The sequence below is a fragment of the Paenibacillus glucanolyticus NBRC 15330 genome (assembly GCF_004000885.1).
GTDB classification, from domain to species: Bacteria; Bacillota; Bacilli; order Paenibacillales; family Paenibacillaceae; genus Paenibacillus_AQ; species Paenibacillus_AQ glucanolyticus.
In genome coordinates, this window is the sequence record NZ_BIMC01000003.1 from 224,562 (window position 1) to 240,598 (window position 16,037).

Consider the following 16,037-nt stretch of genomic DNA (forward strand, 5'->3'; position numbering starts at 1 on the left):
CATAAGAAACAACGCTTATATTTAGTAAAAAAGGGCCTTCCCAAGATCAGACAATCTTGGGAAGGCCTTTTGCTGATGAAACCGTATGCGATTCGTTATACGCCCGAATAAGCCATGAAGCCGCCGTCCACTGCGATCACCGTTCCGGTGACGAACCCGGAGGTCTGGTCGTCCACGAGCCAGAGCAGCGTACCGAGCAGATCCTCGGGTACGCCGAACCGTCTCATGGGAGTATGCGAGATGATTTTATGAGAGCGTTCGGTTAGCGAACCATCGCTATGGGTCAGCAGGTTGCGGTTCTGCTCGGTCAGGAAGAAGCCCGGCGCAATCGCGTTCACACGAATGCCCGATTCCGCGAGATGAACCGACAACCACTGCGTGAAGTTGTTGATGGCCGCTTTGGCTGCGCTGTAAGCCGGAACCTTGGTCATCGGGCTTGGCGCGCTCATGGACGAGACGTTCAGCACGACGGCCCCGGGACGCCCCAGCATCCCCTCCGCAAAGATTTGCGTCGGAATGAGGGTGCCGATGAAGTTCAGGTCGAACACGCTGCGGAAGCCCGGCACGCTTAACCCGAAGAACGTTGTAACCTCCGGATCCGGCGCCCCCGCATCTTCCGGCCGGTAGATTTCATGGGTTGTGTTGGCATCCTTACGGTTGCCGCCGGCTCCATTAATGAGGATATCGCAGGGGCCATAGGCTTCGCGTACAGCCTTCTCGGCTTCCCGGACGCTCTCAACATCCGTCACGTCGCACGGAACGGCAATCGCAGCACCGCCGGCGGCGATAATCTCGTCGGCCACCTGCTGGCCCTTCGAGGCCGTGCGATTCAAGACAGCCACCTTGGCGCCTTGCCGTCCCAGTTCAAGGGCCATCGCCCGGCACAGCACCCCGGAGCCGCCCGTAATGACAACCGTCTTTCCCTTTAGTGACGGATGGAGCGGAAGTGACGGGGTATTTTGCGGCGTGTCTTCAGGGATAGCTTCTCCTGATCCTGGCCCGGAAGCTCCTGCAACATGAATATGAACCTCGCTCATTGAACAGCCTCCTTCCGCTCGGCTGCGCTCTCTGCACGCTCACGGCTGTATGCGTCCCACAGCCCCCACAGATACATAATGCCTAAGGCCCGGTCATACAGACCGTAACCCGGGCGGCATTGCTCACCCCAGATATGCCGTCCGTGATCGGGTCTTACATATCCGGTGAAACCGTTGTCATGATAAGCCTGCACAATACCGGATATATCCACGGTCCCGTCTTCGGTCCGGTGCGACGTCTCCATGAAATCGCCATTCTCGTAGACGCGGACATTTCGGATATGCGCGAATGGAATCCGGTCATGGAACTCGTGGATCATGGAGACGATATCGTTGTCCGGATTGGCGCCGAGCGACCCGCTGCACAGGGTCAGGCTGTTCGCCGGGCTGTCATACAGATGGAGGAATCTGCGCAGATTCTCCTGACTGGTGATGATTCGCGGCAGACCGAAGATCGGCCAAGGCGGATCATCCGGATGAATGGCCATTCGAATGCCATTCTTCTCGGCAGCCGGAATGACGGCGCTTAAGAAATATTCAAGGTTGCTCCACAGATCTTCCTCGGTAACGCCGCGGTAAGCCTCGAATAAGGACGTCAGATGCGCCAATCGCTCCGGCTCCCAGCCTGGCATGGTCAGGGTGCTGTTCCGGTTGATCGTCTGAACCAGCTCCATCGGGTCGGTGCCGTGGATCTTGGCCTTCTCGAAGAAGAGAGCCGTGGATCCATCCGGCGCCTGCTTGTGAAGATCAGTTCTAGCCCAGTCGAACACCGGCATGAAATTGTAGCAGATGACTTTGACGCCGACCTGACCCAATTTCTCAATCGTCCGGATGTAATTGGCTATGTATTGGTCGCGTGATGGGAGGCCGAGCTTGATATCCTCGTGGACATTCACGCTTTCCACGACGTCCACATGAAGTCCGTACGCTTTAGCTTGGTCCACAACTTCTCCAATTCGCTCCATCGGCCATTCTTCACCGACAGGAATATCGTGAAGTGCCCATACGATGCCCTCCACGCCGGGAATTTGTTTAATCTGATCCAGCGAGACCGTATCATTACCCTCGCCGAACCACCTGAATACCATGCGCATTTCTTCACCGCCTTTATAAGTTTAAGGAGTTAACGCAACAGCTGCCGGAAATCTGCAATTACGATGGTACAGCCAAGATGGAAGGCTGCGGACGGACAAGGAGGTGCACCCGCACCCGCCGCTTATGCCTTATTTAAAATAATCGGGATGCTTTTCTTTCAGCACAGCCAGATTGGAGATGATCAGGCTGAGATGTTCCTGCATCTCACGCTCTGCATGATCAGCGTCATGGCGCCGGATCGCGTCCACGATCTCCCGATGCTGCTCGTACAGGTTGGTCCAATTCGGATCGGCGGACAGCCATAACATCCGGCTCCGGTTCAGATGAGCATTCATCTGCTGCAGCACATTCCAGGTACCTACCTTGCGGCAGCCTTCAAACAAAATCCGGTGAAAGGTTTCATCCAGTTCAAACATATGCTTGCCGTCATGTTTCTCGATGCTCTCGCTTTGCTCGGACAGATTCCGTTCCAACTCAAGAAGTTTATCCTCCGGAAAGCTCTCGCAGGCAAGACGGACGACAGCCTTCTCAAGCTGCTCCCGCATGAAGCGGGCTTCCTCGACCAGCTCCGAATCAATGAGCGAGACCCGCGTGCCGCGCTGGGGAAGCACAACAACAAGGTCCTCCTGAGCCAGGCGGACAAAGCTTTCCCGCACCGGTGTTCGGCTAACTTCGAATGAAAGGGAAACCTCCTTCTCGGATAGAGCGGTTCCGGGGGGGAGCTCGAGACTCACAATTTGCTGCTTAAGCTGGGAGTACACGATATGTCCGGCCGACCCTGGCTGTAAACGCAAAGATTCTACCACGGCATCACCTCCTAATGTATTCCATACTACCATACTTGTATGGTAGTATGGAACTGAAAATCTAAATAAGAATCGGAGGGCAATCACATGAGCCGTTTGGATACGGAAAATCTGCTGCTGAACAGCAACAGTGCCAAGAAACTTTTTTATGATTATGCGGAAGGCATGCCGATATTCGATTATCACAATCATCTAAACCCGAAGGATATCGCGATCAACCGGCAATTCGATAACCTGACAGAGATATGGCTGGAGGGAGATCATTACAAATGGAGAGCCATGCGCTGGCTCGGTGTCAACGAAGAGCTGATTACAGGCAGTGCAAGCCCGGAAGAGAAGTTTATGGCCTGGGCAGGCTGCGTTCCGCGTCTGGTCGGCAATCCACTGTATCACTGGACGCATCTGGAGCTGGCGCGTTACTTCGGGGTTCAGGAGCGGCTAACCTCAGGCAATGCCAGGGAAATCTGGGAGACCTGCAATGAACAGCTCAAGAGTCCTTCCTTACGGGCAGGCGGGATTCTGGATAAATTCAAAGTGAAAGTAGCCTGCACCACGGATGATCCGCTCGATTCGCTGGAGTTCCACCGTGCCATTCGGGAGAACGGGGAATTGACCACCATCGTAGCGCCTGCATTCCGTCCGGATCGGGTGCTGGACCTGACCCATCCCGATTTCACCTCCTATGTGGAGACACTGGGATCCACGGCAGATCAAGCTGTAGATACCTACCAGGAATTGCTGGAAGCTCTGCAGCATCGGATACAATATTTCCACGATCATGGCTGCCGCCTGTCGGATCACGGCTTTGGCAGTTTTCCTTATGAACCGGCAGGGGAGAAAGAGGTTGCAGACATTTACGGCAAAGCCATCAGCGGTCTCAGCATAACGCCGCTCGAAGAACGGAAATACCGCACGTATACCCTGCTTAAGCTGGGCGAGATGTATCACGCGATGGGCTGGACCATGCAGCTGCATATTGGGGCGATCCGGAACAATAATGCGCGTATGTTCGCGAAGATCGGCAAGGATAGCGGGTATGACTCGATTATGGATTTTCATCTGGCGGAGAGCCTGAACGGATTCCTGAGCAGACTCGACAGCAGCGATCAGCTTCCGCAAACGATTGTATACAGCTTGTATTCGTCTCATTACGAAATGCTGGCTACCACGATCGGGAATTTCCAGGCGGCTGGCGTTGAGGGCAAGCTTCAGCTCGGGTCGGCCTGGTGGTTCCACGATCAGAAGGAAGGCATGCTGAAGCAGCTTACCGCGCTGTCTTCCATGGGGCTCATCAGCACCTTTGTCGGCATGCTGACGGATTCACGGAGCTTCATGTCGTTCCCAAGGCATGAATATTTCCGGCGAGTGCTGTGCCGTCTGTTCGGGGACTGGATCAAGGAAGGGGAGGTACCCGCGGATTACGATTATATCGGTGCCATTATCCAGGATATCTGCTACCTTAATGCCGAGCGTTATTTTCAAATTCGTTGACAATTTCGCGCAGAGCATGAACAATAGACTTACTATATGAAAGCGTTTGCCGACTGACGGATAGGCATGGGTTGGTAGGCAGATGGGAACAAAAGGCGAGGGGGACATACCGTGCACTTGAACCGGGCGATATTGGTGGATGACGAGGTGTTTACGCGCAAAGGGCTGCTGAAGCTGATAGATTGGGAAGCCTGCGGCTTTCAAATCGTAGATGAGGCGGATAACGGCGAAGATGCGCTGGAGCTGATTGAACGGCTTCAGCCGGATGTGGTCATTACCGATATCCGCATGCCGGTGCTGGATGGACTTGAGCTGATCAGGCGAGTTGTCACGCAGGATATCGTGAAGCCTTATTTTATTATTGTAAGCGGATACGATGACTTTAACTATGCGCAGCAGGCGGTTCGTTACGGTGTACACGACTTCATTCTGAAGCCGATTGACGAGCTGGAATTCAGTAATGCGCTGGTCCGGCTCAGCGGACGGCTGGAGTCTGACCGCGAGGCACGCTTGCGAGAAGAACGTCTGTTGTCCGGCGCCTTGATGGAGTCGCTGATTATAGGGGAAGCGGATGAGGCGCTGCTGGAGGAATGGGAGCGGCGTCTTGAGCTCTTGCCCGAGGACCGACTGTTCTACGTCTTCGTCGAGCGGAATGACCTACCGCTATCAAAGGACGAGGGTGAAGCGGGCGGAGGCGAGTTCAAGGACCGGGTGGAAGAGGCGCTCCTTGCCGTCACGAATGGAGCTCAGCCCTTCTACTTGCATGAGCACCGCAATCGAATCGGCATCATCGTACCGGGGCGTATTCTGCAATCTTCTCAGGATTGTCAGCGGGAATTCGCCAGACGCATTCAACAATCGCTCGTTACTGATAACGATAGGATCTTTGTCTATTTCGGTCAACCGGTTCAGCAGCTGTCCTTTATCCAGAATGCCTATGAAACGGCCAAGGAAGCCTTGTTATACAAGTACGTCTATGATGAGAGCGGCATCGTAATCCATGAGGAAGCCGCTCTGCATGCGCTGCAATATATCGGTCTGGAGGAGAGCCTCTACGAGCTGCTGCTGGAGCAGATCGAAGAGCTGCATTTCGCCAAGCTGGAGGAGACGATCACATTATTGTTTCAATCCTTCCAGGCGAAGCTGTATGCGCCTGAAGCCGTGAAGATGGCGATCAACCAATGCGTACTGGGCGTGGTGCGGGTGCTTAGCAGCATGGAGGGGGATCAGAGCCGGCTGTCCAGCCTGGAGCCGATGACCGAGTGGCATGACCGCAATCTGTCGCTGCGTGAGCTGAAGCGTCTGTTTACCGATTTTGCAGTTGAGAGCGCAAACTATATTTCACATCTTCGCAAGGAGCAGCACAAGGGCGGAATTCAGAAGATCCGGGCTTATATTGAGGCTAACTTTCATGAGAATATCAGTCTGAAGAGCATCGCGGGAAAGTTCTATATGAACCCGGTCTATCTGGGACAGCTGTTTAAAAAAGCATACGGCGTGTACTTTAATGATTTCCTGCTGCAGCTGCGCGTAAATGAAGCCAAGCGATTGCTGCGCCAGACGGACCTGCGCATCTATGAGGTGGCCGAACGCGTAGGCTTCGGCAACCCGGACTATTTTGTCACGCAATTCGAGAAGATTGAGCGGATGACGCCAAGTGAATATCGGAGCCGCTTGATGAAGGAGGCAGCGTCCGAAGGGACGAATCGATGAAGCCAAGCTTAAACAATGTCCGCCTGCGGGACAAGATGCTGCTGATGTATTTCCTGGCTGTTTTTTTGCCGATTCTGATCACCAACCTGATCTTCTATAATGTGACATCCGGCAGCGTGAGGGAGCAGCGGATCCAGGATATAACCGTAGCGCTTGAGCAGATGAAGAACGAATTCCGCCGAGAAGTCGAGGATGCCCTGGAGATCTCCTCGGTCTTCTATACGGATGTTCAATTGAACGAGATCGTGGAGACGGGGTACGACCACCCCGCCGATTATATTGAGGCTTATGACAGCTATCTTCGCCGCATTTTGAATTCGGGCAGCGCCGTATACAACTCGGTCAGCGAAATTACGGTATATGTGGACAATCCGACCCTGCTGTATTCCGGGGGCATCAATTACATCGATGACAAGGTGAAGGAAGAGGCCTGGTACAAATTGATCGCGGGCAAGAACGTGACTCAACCGATCGTGATGCGCACGGGTGGAAACGGCCAATTGGACAGCTTCAGCATCATCCGGAGCATGAATTATTTCAACTCCCAGAATGACTATACCAAGTATCTCAAGATTGATATGCGGATGCCCTCGATCCGGCAGATTATGAGCAATCTGAACGTGCAGGGCAAGGTGTACCTGCTGAGCGGCGCCGGAAATATTGAATACACCACAGATTCGAACGTCAACGTCATGCAGGGCTCCGTGCCGTACAGCAGCATCGAGCATGAGGACAAGTTTCTGGAGTTTCGTACCGACAGCTTCACAACCAACAATCTGAACTCCTGGACGATGGTGGCGGTGACGCCTGAGGATGTGGTGCTGCGGGATGTCCAGCAATCCCTGCGGTTTGTCATTGTGCTGACCTGCTTGAACTTTCTGCTCCCCACCCTGGTGATCGTCTGGATTAGCCGTTCCCTAAGCGTGCGGCTGGTACGCATACTCAAGCATATGAAGAAGGTTAAGAACCAGAATTATGACACGATTGAAGAAGCGGAGGCGCGCGACGAGATCGGCCAGCTGACGGGTGAATTCAACCGGATGACGCTGCAGCTCGAAAGCTTGATCAATGACGTATACGTGGCGGATATCCAGAAGAAAAATTTGGAGCTGCAGCGAAGGCACGCGCAATTGAATGCACTGCAGAGCCAGATTAACCCGCATTTCCTCTTTAACGCCTTGGAGACCATCCGCATGCGGAGCCTGATGAAGGATGAGGATGAGACGGCAAGAATCATTCATAACATGGCCAAGATTTTCCGTAATTCATTAGTTTGGAAAAAAGATATGGTGACGCTCAAGGAAGAGGTGGAGTTTATCCACTGTTTCCTTGAAATCCAGAGATACCGGTTTGGGGACAAGATTGATTATACGGTCCACGCACCCGCAGAAGAGGGTCACCTGCAATTACCCAAAATGGCGATTGTTACCTTCGTGGAGAATGCCAGCATTCACGGCATTGAGCCGCTGAAGCACGGGGGACGCATTGAAGTGCATATCGTACGCGAGGGTCGATCGCTCATCTGTACCATTCAGGATAACGGGGCCGGCATGTCCGCGGAGCAGGTCGAACGCATCTGCCGTTATCTCGATACCGAGGATGAGATGGGGGAGCGGATCGGCATTCAGAATGTGATCTACCGATTGAAGCTGTACTACGGAAGCCGGTTCCGGTTTGAAATCGACAGCTCGCCGGGACAAGGCACTCGGGTCCAGCTGTCCATTCCCATCGAACAATAACGGCGGCAAATCCTGCTTGGCATTCCGGTTTGGAATGACCAGAAGCAGGATTTGTTTGTTGCAGGGAGAAACCTGCCCTGCATGATGCCCGTACAGCCTTTTTTTTCTGCCGCTGGACACAGTTCTATAGTTTTCTAAGTATCACCTAAAGATTGACGGGTGAAAATCGCTCAAGGGCTCTCTTATAATGAAAGTGCTTACAATTAAACAAGACCGAAAGGGGTAGGTCAAGAGCATGAATAAGAAATTTTGGATGAGCTGTCTGACCGTAGTCATGATGGTATCTCTTCTGGCAGCTTGCGGCGGAAAAGACAATCAAACCGCGGACAACACGCCGGCGGCTGGTGGCGAAGGCGAGAAGAAGGAAGAGAAGGTCACCTTCACGTATTTCAACGCAGCAGCAGGCAAGGACAAAAATACGAACGAAACCACCATCGGTAAGATCTTCGAAGATCAAACTGGCGTGAACTTTAAGATGGAGCATCTGGTAGGGGATGAGAACACGAAGGTGGGAACCTTCATCGCCAGCAACGATTATCCGGATGTCATCGTACCGGGGAACTCGATTGACAAGCTGGTTGGCGCGGGCGCCTTTATCCCCTTGAATGATCTGATTGATAAGTATGGACCTAACATCAAGCGTGTATACGAGCCGTATTACAACCTGATGAAAGCCGAGGATGGCAACATCTACTTCCTGCCGCTGAGCGCGGTGGTAGGAGAGTACACGTCTGCTCCAAACATTGAGCAGGGTGCATTCTGGATTCAACGACGTGTTCTGAAGGAAGCGGGTTACCCGAAGATCAAGACCTTCGATGAATACCTGGGCCTGATTCGCGACTACGTGAAGAAACATCCGGAGGAAGGCTTGACCGGGTACCTGGCACTGACAACACAGGATAAATTTTTTGCACTGACCAATGCCCCGATGCACTTGGCCGGATATCCGAACGATGGCGGGATCATCATCGACATGGAGACCCACGTAGCGAACGATTATGCGGACGATGACATTACGAAGCGCTACCTGCAGGAGCTGAACAAGCTCAATACAGAGGGGTTGTTTGATAAATCCTCTTTCGTGGACAACTATGATCAATACCTTGCCAAACTGACTTCCGGTAAGGTGCTGGGCTTCTTCGACTATCGATGGCAGGTAGGCCAATCGATGAATAACCTGCGCGAAACAGCCAACGCATCGGGTAACGACGATCTCGAATATATGGCTCTGCCGATCGTCTACGATGAGAATATCAAGGACCAGTATCTCGATCCGCCATCCTTTGTTAACAACCGCGGCGTAGGAATCTCCGTCAGTGCGAAGGATCCAGAGCGTATTGTGAAATATTTCAACAACCTTCTTACGGACGAGAACCAGGTTCTGTCGAACTGGGGCATCAAGGACGAGACGTATTCCGTTGATGAGAACGGCCGCTTCTACCGCACGGAAGAGCAGATCACACAGACGAATACGGAAGCCTTCCGCGAGTCGTTCGGCTTCAAGTACTTTGAATACAACTGGCCTCGTTACGGCAATGGCTCCACGCTTCCTGACGGTAATTCCGTCGGTGCAGGACGCCAGCCTGAGGTTGCCAAAATGTCTTATTCCGAACCGGATAAAAAGCTGCTTGAAGCCTATGACATCGATTCCTTCTCGCAATTGTTTGCGGCGCCGGATGATCGTCCATGGTACCCGGCTTGGAGCATTCCGATTGATCAGGGCTCACCGGCACAAATCTTCACTCAGAAGAAAAGCGATTTGCAGCGTAAATACTTCCCGAAACTGGTGCTTGCAAACCCTGCGGAGTTTGACCGTATCTGGAATGAATACGTGGGCGAGTTCAGCAAGCTGGATGTGAAGGGATATGAGGATCTGATCACCGAGGAAGTCGCCAAGAAAATCGCAAATGCCCAAGGACAATAATAGATGAAGGAGAGGCGAAGGGGGCGGACCACTCGGTAGACTTGAGTATCCGTCCCTCCTCTTCTATACAACAAGCTCGGCGCTGAGAAGTTGCCTGCTTCGAACTTAACGGTAAGGGCTTGGATAGGAAGGAGAAGAAACCGTGGATAAAGCGAACCCGATTGGACCTGCAGAGACGAAGGCGTTGCGAGAAATGCCGGCGGAATCGAAAGGTTTCTTCAATAAACAACGAAAAAACGATACTGGTTTAAATACCAGGCCGCCATCAGGTGAAAAAAGCTTCTTTCAAAAGCTGCTGCAGCAGAAGGCGCTCGTCTTCATGTCGATTCCTTTTTTGCTCTGGCTGTTTATCTTTAAATACCTGCCACTATGGGGCTGGACGATAGCGTTTCAGGATTTTAAACCTGCGAAGAAAATCTTTGATCAGGAATGGGTAGGTTTGAAGCATTTTACCTTCCTGTTTCAGGATGAGCATTTCCTTCGGGTCATGCGCAATACACTCGCCATGAGTTTTATTAACCTCGTGCTCGGGTTTGTTACCGCCATTGTGCTGGCGATTCTGCTCAATGAACTGCGTAATCTGATGTTTAAACGGGTCGTGCAGACGATCAGCTATTTGCCCCATTTCATCTCATGGGTGGTGGCGGCGAGCATTATCTCGACGGCTCTGTCCTCGGACGGCGGAATCATCAATGAGCTGCTGCTGTGGCTCGGTCTCATCAAGGAACCGATTCTTTGGCTTGGAGAAGGAGAATATTTCTGGGGAATACTCGGTGTTTCGGAAGTATGGAAGAATGTCGGCTGGAACACCATCATATATTTGGCAGCCATGACGATGATCGATCCCTCGCAGTATGAGGCGGCGGAAATCGATGGCGCCGGACGTTTTCAACGGATTTGGAACATAACCCTGCCGGGTCTGAAGCCGGTATTTATTATCCTGTTGATCATGAATATCGGTAACTTGCTCGAATCCGGTTTTGAACCGCAATATTTGCTTGGTAACGGCATGAACGTGGATTATTCCGAGAACCTGGATATCTTCGTGCTGAAATATGGTATTCAGATGGGGAACTTCTCGCTCTCGATCGCTGCAGGCATGTTCAAGACGGTGGTCAGCTTCATACTCTTGTTCACGGCTAATCATATCGCGAAGAGACTGGGCGAGGAACGATTGTTCTAAGCGTAAGCTTACGAGGACCGTTTTCCTTCAGAACACTTACAGGAGGATTCATATGGCGAAGACATCAGATTCACCACGAGCTCATGCCCGGTTCAAGTCTCCCGCGGACCGGATATTCGATACTTTGAACATTGTATTCATGATCTGCCTAATGGTGGTTACGTTGTACCCGTTCCTGAATACGCTTGCAGTATCCTTCAACAATGCGACGGATTCGGTGAAAGGCGGCATTTATCTATGGCCTCGGGACTTCACATGGGAGAATTACAAATATGTGTTTAATGAAGCAACCATCTTTCAAGCTACCTTCATATCCGTGCTTCGTACGGTGATCGGTACGATCACCTCCGTATTCTGCTGCGCCATGGTTGCGTATACAATCAGCCGTCCGGAATACGTACTGCGCAAGTTCGTATCCATTGCTTTTATCTTGACCATGTATTTCAGCGGCGGTTTAATTCCGAACTTCCTGCTGATTCGCGAATTGGGCATGCTGGGCACCTTCTCGGTGTACATCATTCCGGGACTGATCGGCGTGTTTAACGTGATCGTCATTCGCTCCTTTATCGAAGGGCTGCCCGAAGGGATTCTGGAATCGGCCCGCATCGACGGCGCCGGCGAATTCACGACCTTTATGCGGATCGTGCTCCCGTTATGCGTACCCGTTCTTGCGACGGTATCGCTGTTCACGGCGGTATCGCAGTGGAACTCCTGGTTTGACGTATTCCTCTACAACTCTTCCTATACGGAACTGAGCACACTGCAGTACGAGCTGATGAAAATACTCCAGAACTCGAATTCCTCGATGAACTCGGGCAATGATTACGCAAGCCAGTTCGCAAGCTCGGAAAGCGGAGCGAACCAGGTCACGCCGACATCCATTCGGGCCACGATGACCATTGTGGCAAGTGTGCCGATCATCCTGGTGTATCCGTTCCTGCAAAAATACTTTGTGCAGGGGATGACCTTGGGCGGGGTAAAAGGTTAAGCTGCGGGAGCCGCTAAAGCTGTGCACCGTGCGCACTGCTTCCTGTGCGCACGGTACGTGGCCCGATGCATGCCTTGGATGACGGTCGACCAACCGGGATGCAGGTGGCATCACGATCATAAACCATCAATCTTGTTATTATCTCTAATTCAAGGAGGGACTGAATGTGACCAACCATCATCGTAGTGAACCAAAGCTGAAGGAAATGTTCGCGGATGACTTTCTCATTGGAGCGGCCGTAAACCCGCTGACGATCGAAACGCAGGAGGAATTGCTATCCTATCATTTCAACAGCATTACGGCGGAAAATGAAATGAAGTTTGTCAGTGTGCATCCCGCGGAGGATACGTATACGTTCGAGGATGCGGATAAACTCGCTGCCTTCGCCCGCAAGCATGGAATGAAGATGCGAGGCCATACGCTGGTATGGCATAACCAAACGACCGACTGGCTGTTCCAGGACAAGAATGGGAACATGGTGGATAAAGCGACACTGTACGAACGGTTGAAGTCGCATACCGATACGGTCGTGAAGCGATACAAGGATGATATTTATGCCTGGGATGTCGTGAACGAGGTGATCGCGGATGAAGGAGAAGAGCTCCTTCGTCCATCCAAATGGCTGGAAATCGCGGGTCCGGAGTTTATCTCCAAGGCGTTCCAGTTTGCGCATGAAGCAGATCCGTCGGCTGTATTGTTCTATAACGATTACAATGAGTCCCATCCGAACAAGCGGGATAAAATCTACATGCTGGTCAAGTCCTTGCTGGATCAGGGAACCCCTATCCATGGCGTAGGATTGCAGGCACACTGGAATCTGTACGATCCTGGCCTTGACGATATCCGCGCAGCGATTGAGAAGTATGCATCGCTCGGTCTGCAGCTTCAGCTGACGGAGCTCGATGTTTCGATGTTCCGGTTCGACGACACCAGAAAGGATCTGACCGAGGCGCCGGAGGAGCTTCTGGAGGCTCAAGCCAAGCGGTATGACGAGATGTTTGGCATTCTGAAGGAGTATCGGGATCATATTACGTCCGTTACCTTCTGGGGTGCAGCCGACGATTACACCTGGTTGGACAACTTCCCGGTGCGGGGGCGCAAGAACTGGCCATTCCTGTTCGATGAGCTTCATCAACCGAAGCGTGCGTTTCACCGCTTGGTGGAGCGTATGGTCAAGTCGTAATTGCTTTTACAAGGATTCCTACATTCAATTTAATTACCATAGCTAATATATGAAGCGGCTGAGGCTGCCATCAGCTCTTGTCGTGCCGGTCCTTGTGGCCGGCATCTGTATTTTACTGCCTCAGGGCAGCAGGAACTAGTGGAGTGAGAAGCTGGGAAATCATTGGCCTTGCCCAAACGAAGGGGGAACTTACGTTGAACAGCACTTTATATAAAGCGTGGCTGCAATATGCGCCCATCGAGGATCGGGAGCTTGCTGCCGCCTACAGCAGGCAACTCGGCACCATTGTTGTGGATCAGCAGCAGTCCCGAGTTGCGAACGCGGCTGTCCAGGAACTGAAGCATGCGTGTCAATCCATGCTTGGCATCGTACCGAATATCACCTCGGAAGCCTTGAACTCCTCCCATCTGGAGGTTCGTATTCATGTGGGGGCAGCGGCAGCAGCCGAAGGAGCCGCAGAAGGGATAACCGAGGCTATGGATAGGGGCCGGGCTGATACACAGCTGGATCCGGAGGGCTTCACGCTGGTACATTCAGGCCAAGGGCAGCAGGAGAAGCTTGTCCTGATCGGGGGATCCGGCAAAGGTATATTATACGGGGTGTTTCATTTGCTGCGGTTGCTGGCCTCCCATCAACCGCTAACCGGTTTGAAGGTGGCTGATCAGCCTGTGAATCGTCTGCGGATGATTAATCAATGGGATAACGTCGACGGCACCGTTGAACGCGGATATTCGGGTCAGTCGATTTTTTACGAGAACGGGCGGTTTACCGACAATCTGGAGCGAGTGAGGGACTACGCCCGATTGCTGGCTTCGGTGGGCATGAATGCAATCTCCATTAATAATGTCAACGTGCATGAGATCGAGACGCGATTCATTACGGCCGAATATTTGCCAACGGTTGCGAAGGTGGCTGATATTTTCAGAGAATACGGGATTACACTGTATCTTAGCATCAACTTTGCGGCTCCGCTCCACATAGGGGGCGTATCCACCTCCGATCCGCTGAATGAAGAGGTTCGGCAGTGGTGGAAGGATGCGGCGGATGAAATCTACGATCATATCCCGGATTTTGGAGGCTTCCTGGTCAAGGCGGACTCCGAGCATCGGCCGGGTCCATTCGCTTATGGCCGGGACCATGCCGACGGCGCCAATATGCTCGCCGAAGCGCTGGAGCCGCACGGCGGACTCGTGATTTGGCGCTGCTTCGTATATAACTGCATGCAGGATTGGCGCGACCGCAGCACGGACCGTGCACGTGCGGCCTATGATCATTTTACCCCGCTGGATGGACGGTTTAAGGACAATGTGCTGCTGCAGATTAAGAACGGGCCTATGGACTTTCAAGTACGAGAGCCGGTATCGCCGCTGTTCGGCAGCATGAAAGAGACCAATCAGGTGCTGGAGTTCCAGGTTGCCCAGGAATATACCGGCCAGCAGCGTCATGTGTGTTATCTGGTGCCGCAGTGGAAAGAGGTGCTGGATTTTGATACCTATGCGGATGGGGCCGGGTCTGAGGTGAAGAAGATAACAAACGGCTCGCTGCATGGCATGAAATATAGCGGGATTGCTGCGGTGTCCAACATCGGGAATGATGAGAACTGGACGGGCCATACGTTGGCACAAGCGAATCTGTACGGCTTCGGACGGCTGATCTGGAATCCTGAATTATCCTCAGAGGGGATTGCAGAAGAGTGGACGAGGTTAACCTTCGGCAATGACGAGTCAGTTGTAAAAACGCTGTGCCGCATGCTCATGCAGTCGTGGCCGATCTATGAGAGTTATACGTCACCGCTCGGCGTGGGTTGGATGATTACACCGCATACGCATTATGGTCCGGATGTGGATGGCTATGAATATTCCCGGTGGGGTACGTATCACTTCGCGGATCGGGACGGCATGGGGGTGGACCGCACGATGGCGACGGGTACAGGCTACACTGCTCAGTACTTCGAACCAAATGCCGCTCTGTATGATTCACTGGAGGACTGCCCGGACGAGCTGCTGTTGTTCTTCCATCATGTCCCGTATTCCCATATGCTGAAATCCGGCAAAACCGTGATTCAGCACATATATGATACTCACTTCGAGGGAGCCGAGGCTGCCGCTGGACTGCTTGACGCCTGGACCTCGCTAGAAGGCAAAGTCGATCCGGAGCGTTTCGCTCAAGTGGCACAGCGGCTGGCCGATCAGGCTGAGCACGCCAAGCATTGGCGGGATGTAATCAATACGTACTTCTACCGCAAATCAGGCGTACCGGATGACTCGGGACGGATCATATATTAATTCGGGCGAAAATATAGGGGGGTGCCCCATCAGATATTCCATCTGATGGGGCACCCTTTGGTTATAGCGATCCACAGAACCATTCATGTATCGATTCAACGAAATCTCATCCGTTCGGATAACCTCATTCCATAAGCTGGGCTTTATAGGGTGGGGGGCTATATGATATACTAGGTTCAGGATAGATTAGATTCAAGATGAAGGAACGGGATTTAAAGGAGGGGGAAATGGGCATGACAACTGAGAACCATGTACATGATGCTTGTGCTGTAACCAGCGAGCGGAAGAGCCATCATTCCGATAAAACGAAAAGCAACCTCATCAGCCGGTTGAACCGGATCGAAGGGCAGATTCGCGGTGTGAAGGGCTTAATTGAGAAGGATACGTACTGTGACGATGTATTAAACCAGATTTCCTCGATCCAGTCGGCATTAAACGGTGTCAGCAAATTACTGCTGGAGCATCATATGAAGAGCTGCGTCGTGGAGCGCCTTCAGGAAGGCGACGATGAGGTTATTACCGAGCTGTTAACAACGATGAATAAGCTGATGAAGTAACGGGGATGGGACTCTCAGCTGGAGAAGATCCGGTTG

The 16,037-nt window shown here is 52.5% G+C and carries 12 protein-coding genes; 9 read left to right on the top strand and 3 right to left on the bottom strand.

The window, feature by feature from the left end:
* Positions 1 to 95 precede the first annotated feature (95 nt).
* From PGL02S_RS07135 to PGL02S_RS07145, 3 genes are all read right to left on the bottom strand, one after another.
* Entirely contained in the window at positions 96 to 1,037 is a 942-nt protein-coding gene (locus PGL02S_RS07135; RefSeq protein WP_036640244.1) for an SDR family oxidoreductase, read from the bottom strand.
* Positions 1,034 to 2,131 carry a mannonate dehydratase gene (gene uxuA, locus PGL02S_RS07140; protein ID WP_036640242.1) on the bottom strand — a complete coding sequence of 366 codons (1,098 nt, stop codon included), beginning with the start codon at positions 2,129 to 2,131 and terminating at the stop codon, positions 1,034 to 1,036. Before uxuA ends, PGL02S_RS07135 begins: the two co-directional genes overlap by 4 nt.
* Positions 2,132 to 2,260: 129 nt before the next feature.
* Positions 2,261 to 2,938 (bottom strand): GntR family transcriptional regulator, encoded by a 678-nt coding sequence (locus PGL02S_RS07145; protein ID WP_006207120.1) that lies wholly within the window; start codon positions 2,936 to 2,938, stop codon positions 2,261 to 2,263.
* A gap of 87 nt (positions 2,939 to 3,025) precedes the next feature.
* Between PGL02S_RS07145 and uxaC the strand changes: the two genes are divergently transcribed.
* The 9 genes from uxaC to PGL02S_RS07190 all read left to right on the top strand — a co-directional run bounded on the left by uxaC (position 3,026) and on the right by PGL02S_RS07190 (position 16,001).
* Positions 3,026 to 4,429, top strand: coding sequence for a glucuronate isomerase (gene uxaC / locus PGL02S_RS07150; protein ID WP_036640240.1), 1,404 nt, complete (start codon positions 3,026 to 3,028; stop codon positions 4,427 to 4,429).
* A 111-nt stretch (positions 4,430 to 4,540) separates the two neighbouring features.
* Entirely contained in the window at positions 4,541 to 6,142 is a 1,602-nt protein-coding gene (locus tag PGL02S_RS07155) for a response regulator transcription factor (protein ID WP_036640238.1), read from the top strand.
* A complete protein-coding gene (locus tag PGL02S_RS07160) occupies positions 6,139 to 7,881 on the top strand; it encodes a sensor histidine kinase (RefSeq protein WP_036640235.1) in 1,743 nt (580 codons plus the stop codon). The genes PGL02S_RS07155 and PGL02S_RS07160 overlap by 4 nt, the downstream gene beginning before the upstream one ends.
* A gap of 235 nt (positions 7,882 to 8,116) precedes the next feature.
* Complete coding sequence (locus tag PGL02S_RS07165; RefSeq protein ID WP_006207116.1) at positions 8,117 to 9,805, top strand: ABC transporter substrate-binding protein; 1,689 nt, start codon at positions 8,117 to 8,119, stop codon at positions 9,803 to 9,805.
* Positions 9,806 to 9,947: 142 nt separating this feature from the next.
* The gene (locus PGL02S_RS07170) at positions 9,948 to 10,988 is read left to right on the top strand and encodes an ABC transporter permease (RefSeq protein ID WP_006207115.1); all 1,041 of its coding nucleotides are present in this window, start codon (positions 9,948 to 9,950) and stop codon (positions 10,986 to 10,988) included.
* A 52-nt stretch (positions 10,989 to 11,040) separates the two neighbouring features.
* Entirely contained in the window at positions 11,041 to 11,976 is a 936-nt protein-coding gene (locus tag PGL02S_RS07175) for a carbohydrate ABC transporter permease (protein ID WP_006207114.1), read from the top strand.
* Positions 11,977 to 12,142: 166 nt separating this feature from the next.
* Complete coding sequence (locus PGL02S_RS07180; protein ID WP_036640231.1) at positions 12,143 to 13,159, top strand: endo-1,4-beta-xylanase; 1,017 nt, start codon at positions 12,143 to 12,145, stop codon at positions 13,157 to 13,159.
* 194 nt (positions 13,160 to 13,353) lie between these two features.
* Positions 13,354 to 15,444, top strand: a complete 2,091-nt coding sequence (locus PGL02S_RS07185; protein WP_036640604.1) for an alpha-glucuronidase family glycosyl hydrolase — start codon at positions 13,354 to 13,356, stop codon at positions 15,442 to 15,444.
* A 233-nt stretch (positions 15,445 to 15,677) separates the two neighbouring features.
* The gene (locus PGL02S_RS07190) at positions 15,678 to 16,001 is read left to right on the top strand and encodes a metal-sensitive transcriptional regulator (RefSeq protein WP_006207111.1); all 324 of its coding nucleotides are present in this window, start codon (positions 15,678 to 15,680) and stop codon (positions 15,999 to 16,001) included.
* The last annotated feature ends 36 nt before the right edge of the window (positions 16,002 to 16,037 follow it).

Bases quoted from the DNA above. Each gene is read 5' to 3' on its own strand.
- PGL02S_RS07160 (WP_036640235.1), top strand. From the start codon at position 6,139: ATGAAGCCAAGCTTAAACAATGTCCGCCTGCGGGACAAGATGCTGCTG.
- uxuA (WP_036640242.1), bottom strand. From the start codon at position 2,131: ATGCGCATGGTATTCAGGTGGTTCGGCGAGGGTAATGATACGGTCTCG.
- PGL02S_RS07175 (WP_006207114.1), top strand. From the start codon at position 11,041: ATGGCGAAGACATCAGATTCACCACGAGCTCATGCCCGGTTCAAGTCT.
- uxaC (WP_036640240.1), top strand. From the start codon at position 3,026: ATGAGCCGTTTGGATACGGAAAATCTGCTGCTGAACAGCAACAGTGCC.
- PGL02S_RS07135 (WP_036640244.1), bottom strand. From the start codon at position 1,037: ATGAGCGAGGTTCATATTCATGTTGCAGGAGCTTCCGGGCCAGGATCA.
- PGL02S_RS07165 (WP_006207116.1), top strand. From the start codon at position 8,117: ATGAATAAGAAATTTTGGATGAGCTGTCTGACCGTAGTCATGATGGTA.
- PGL02S_RS07190 (WP_006207111.1), top strand. From the start codon at position 15,678: ATGACAACTGAGAACCATGTACATGATGCTTGTGCTGTAACCAGCGAG.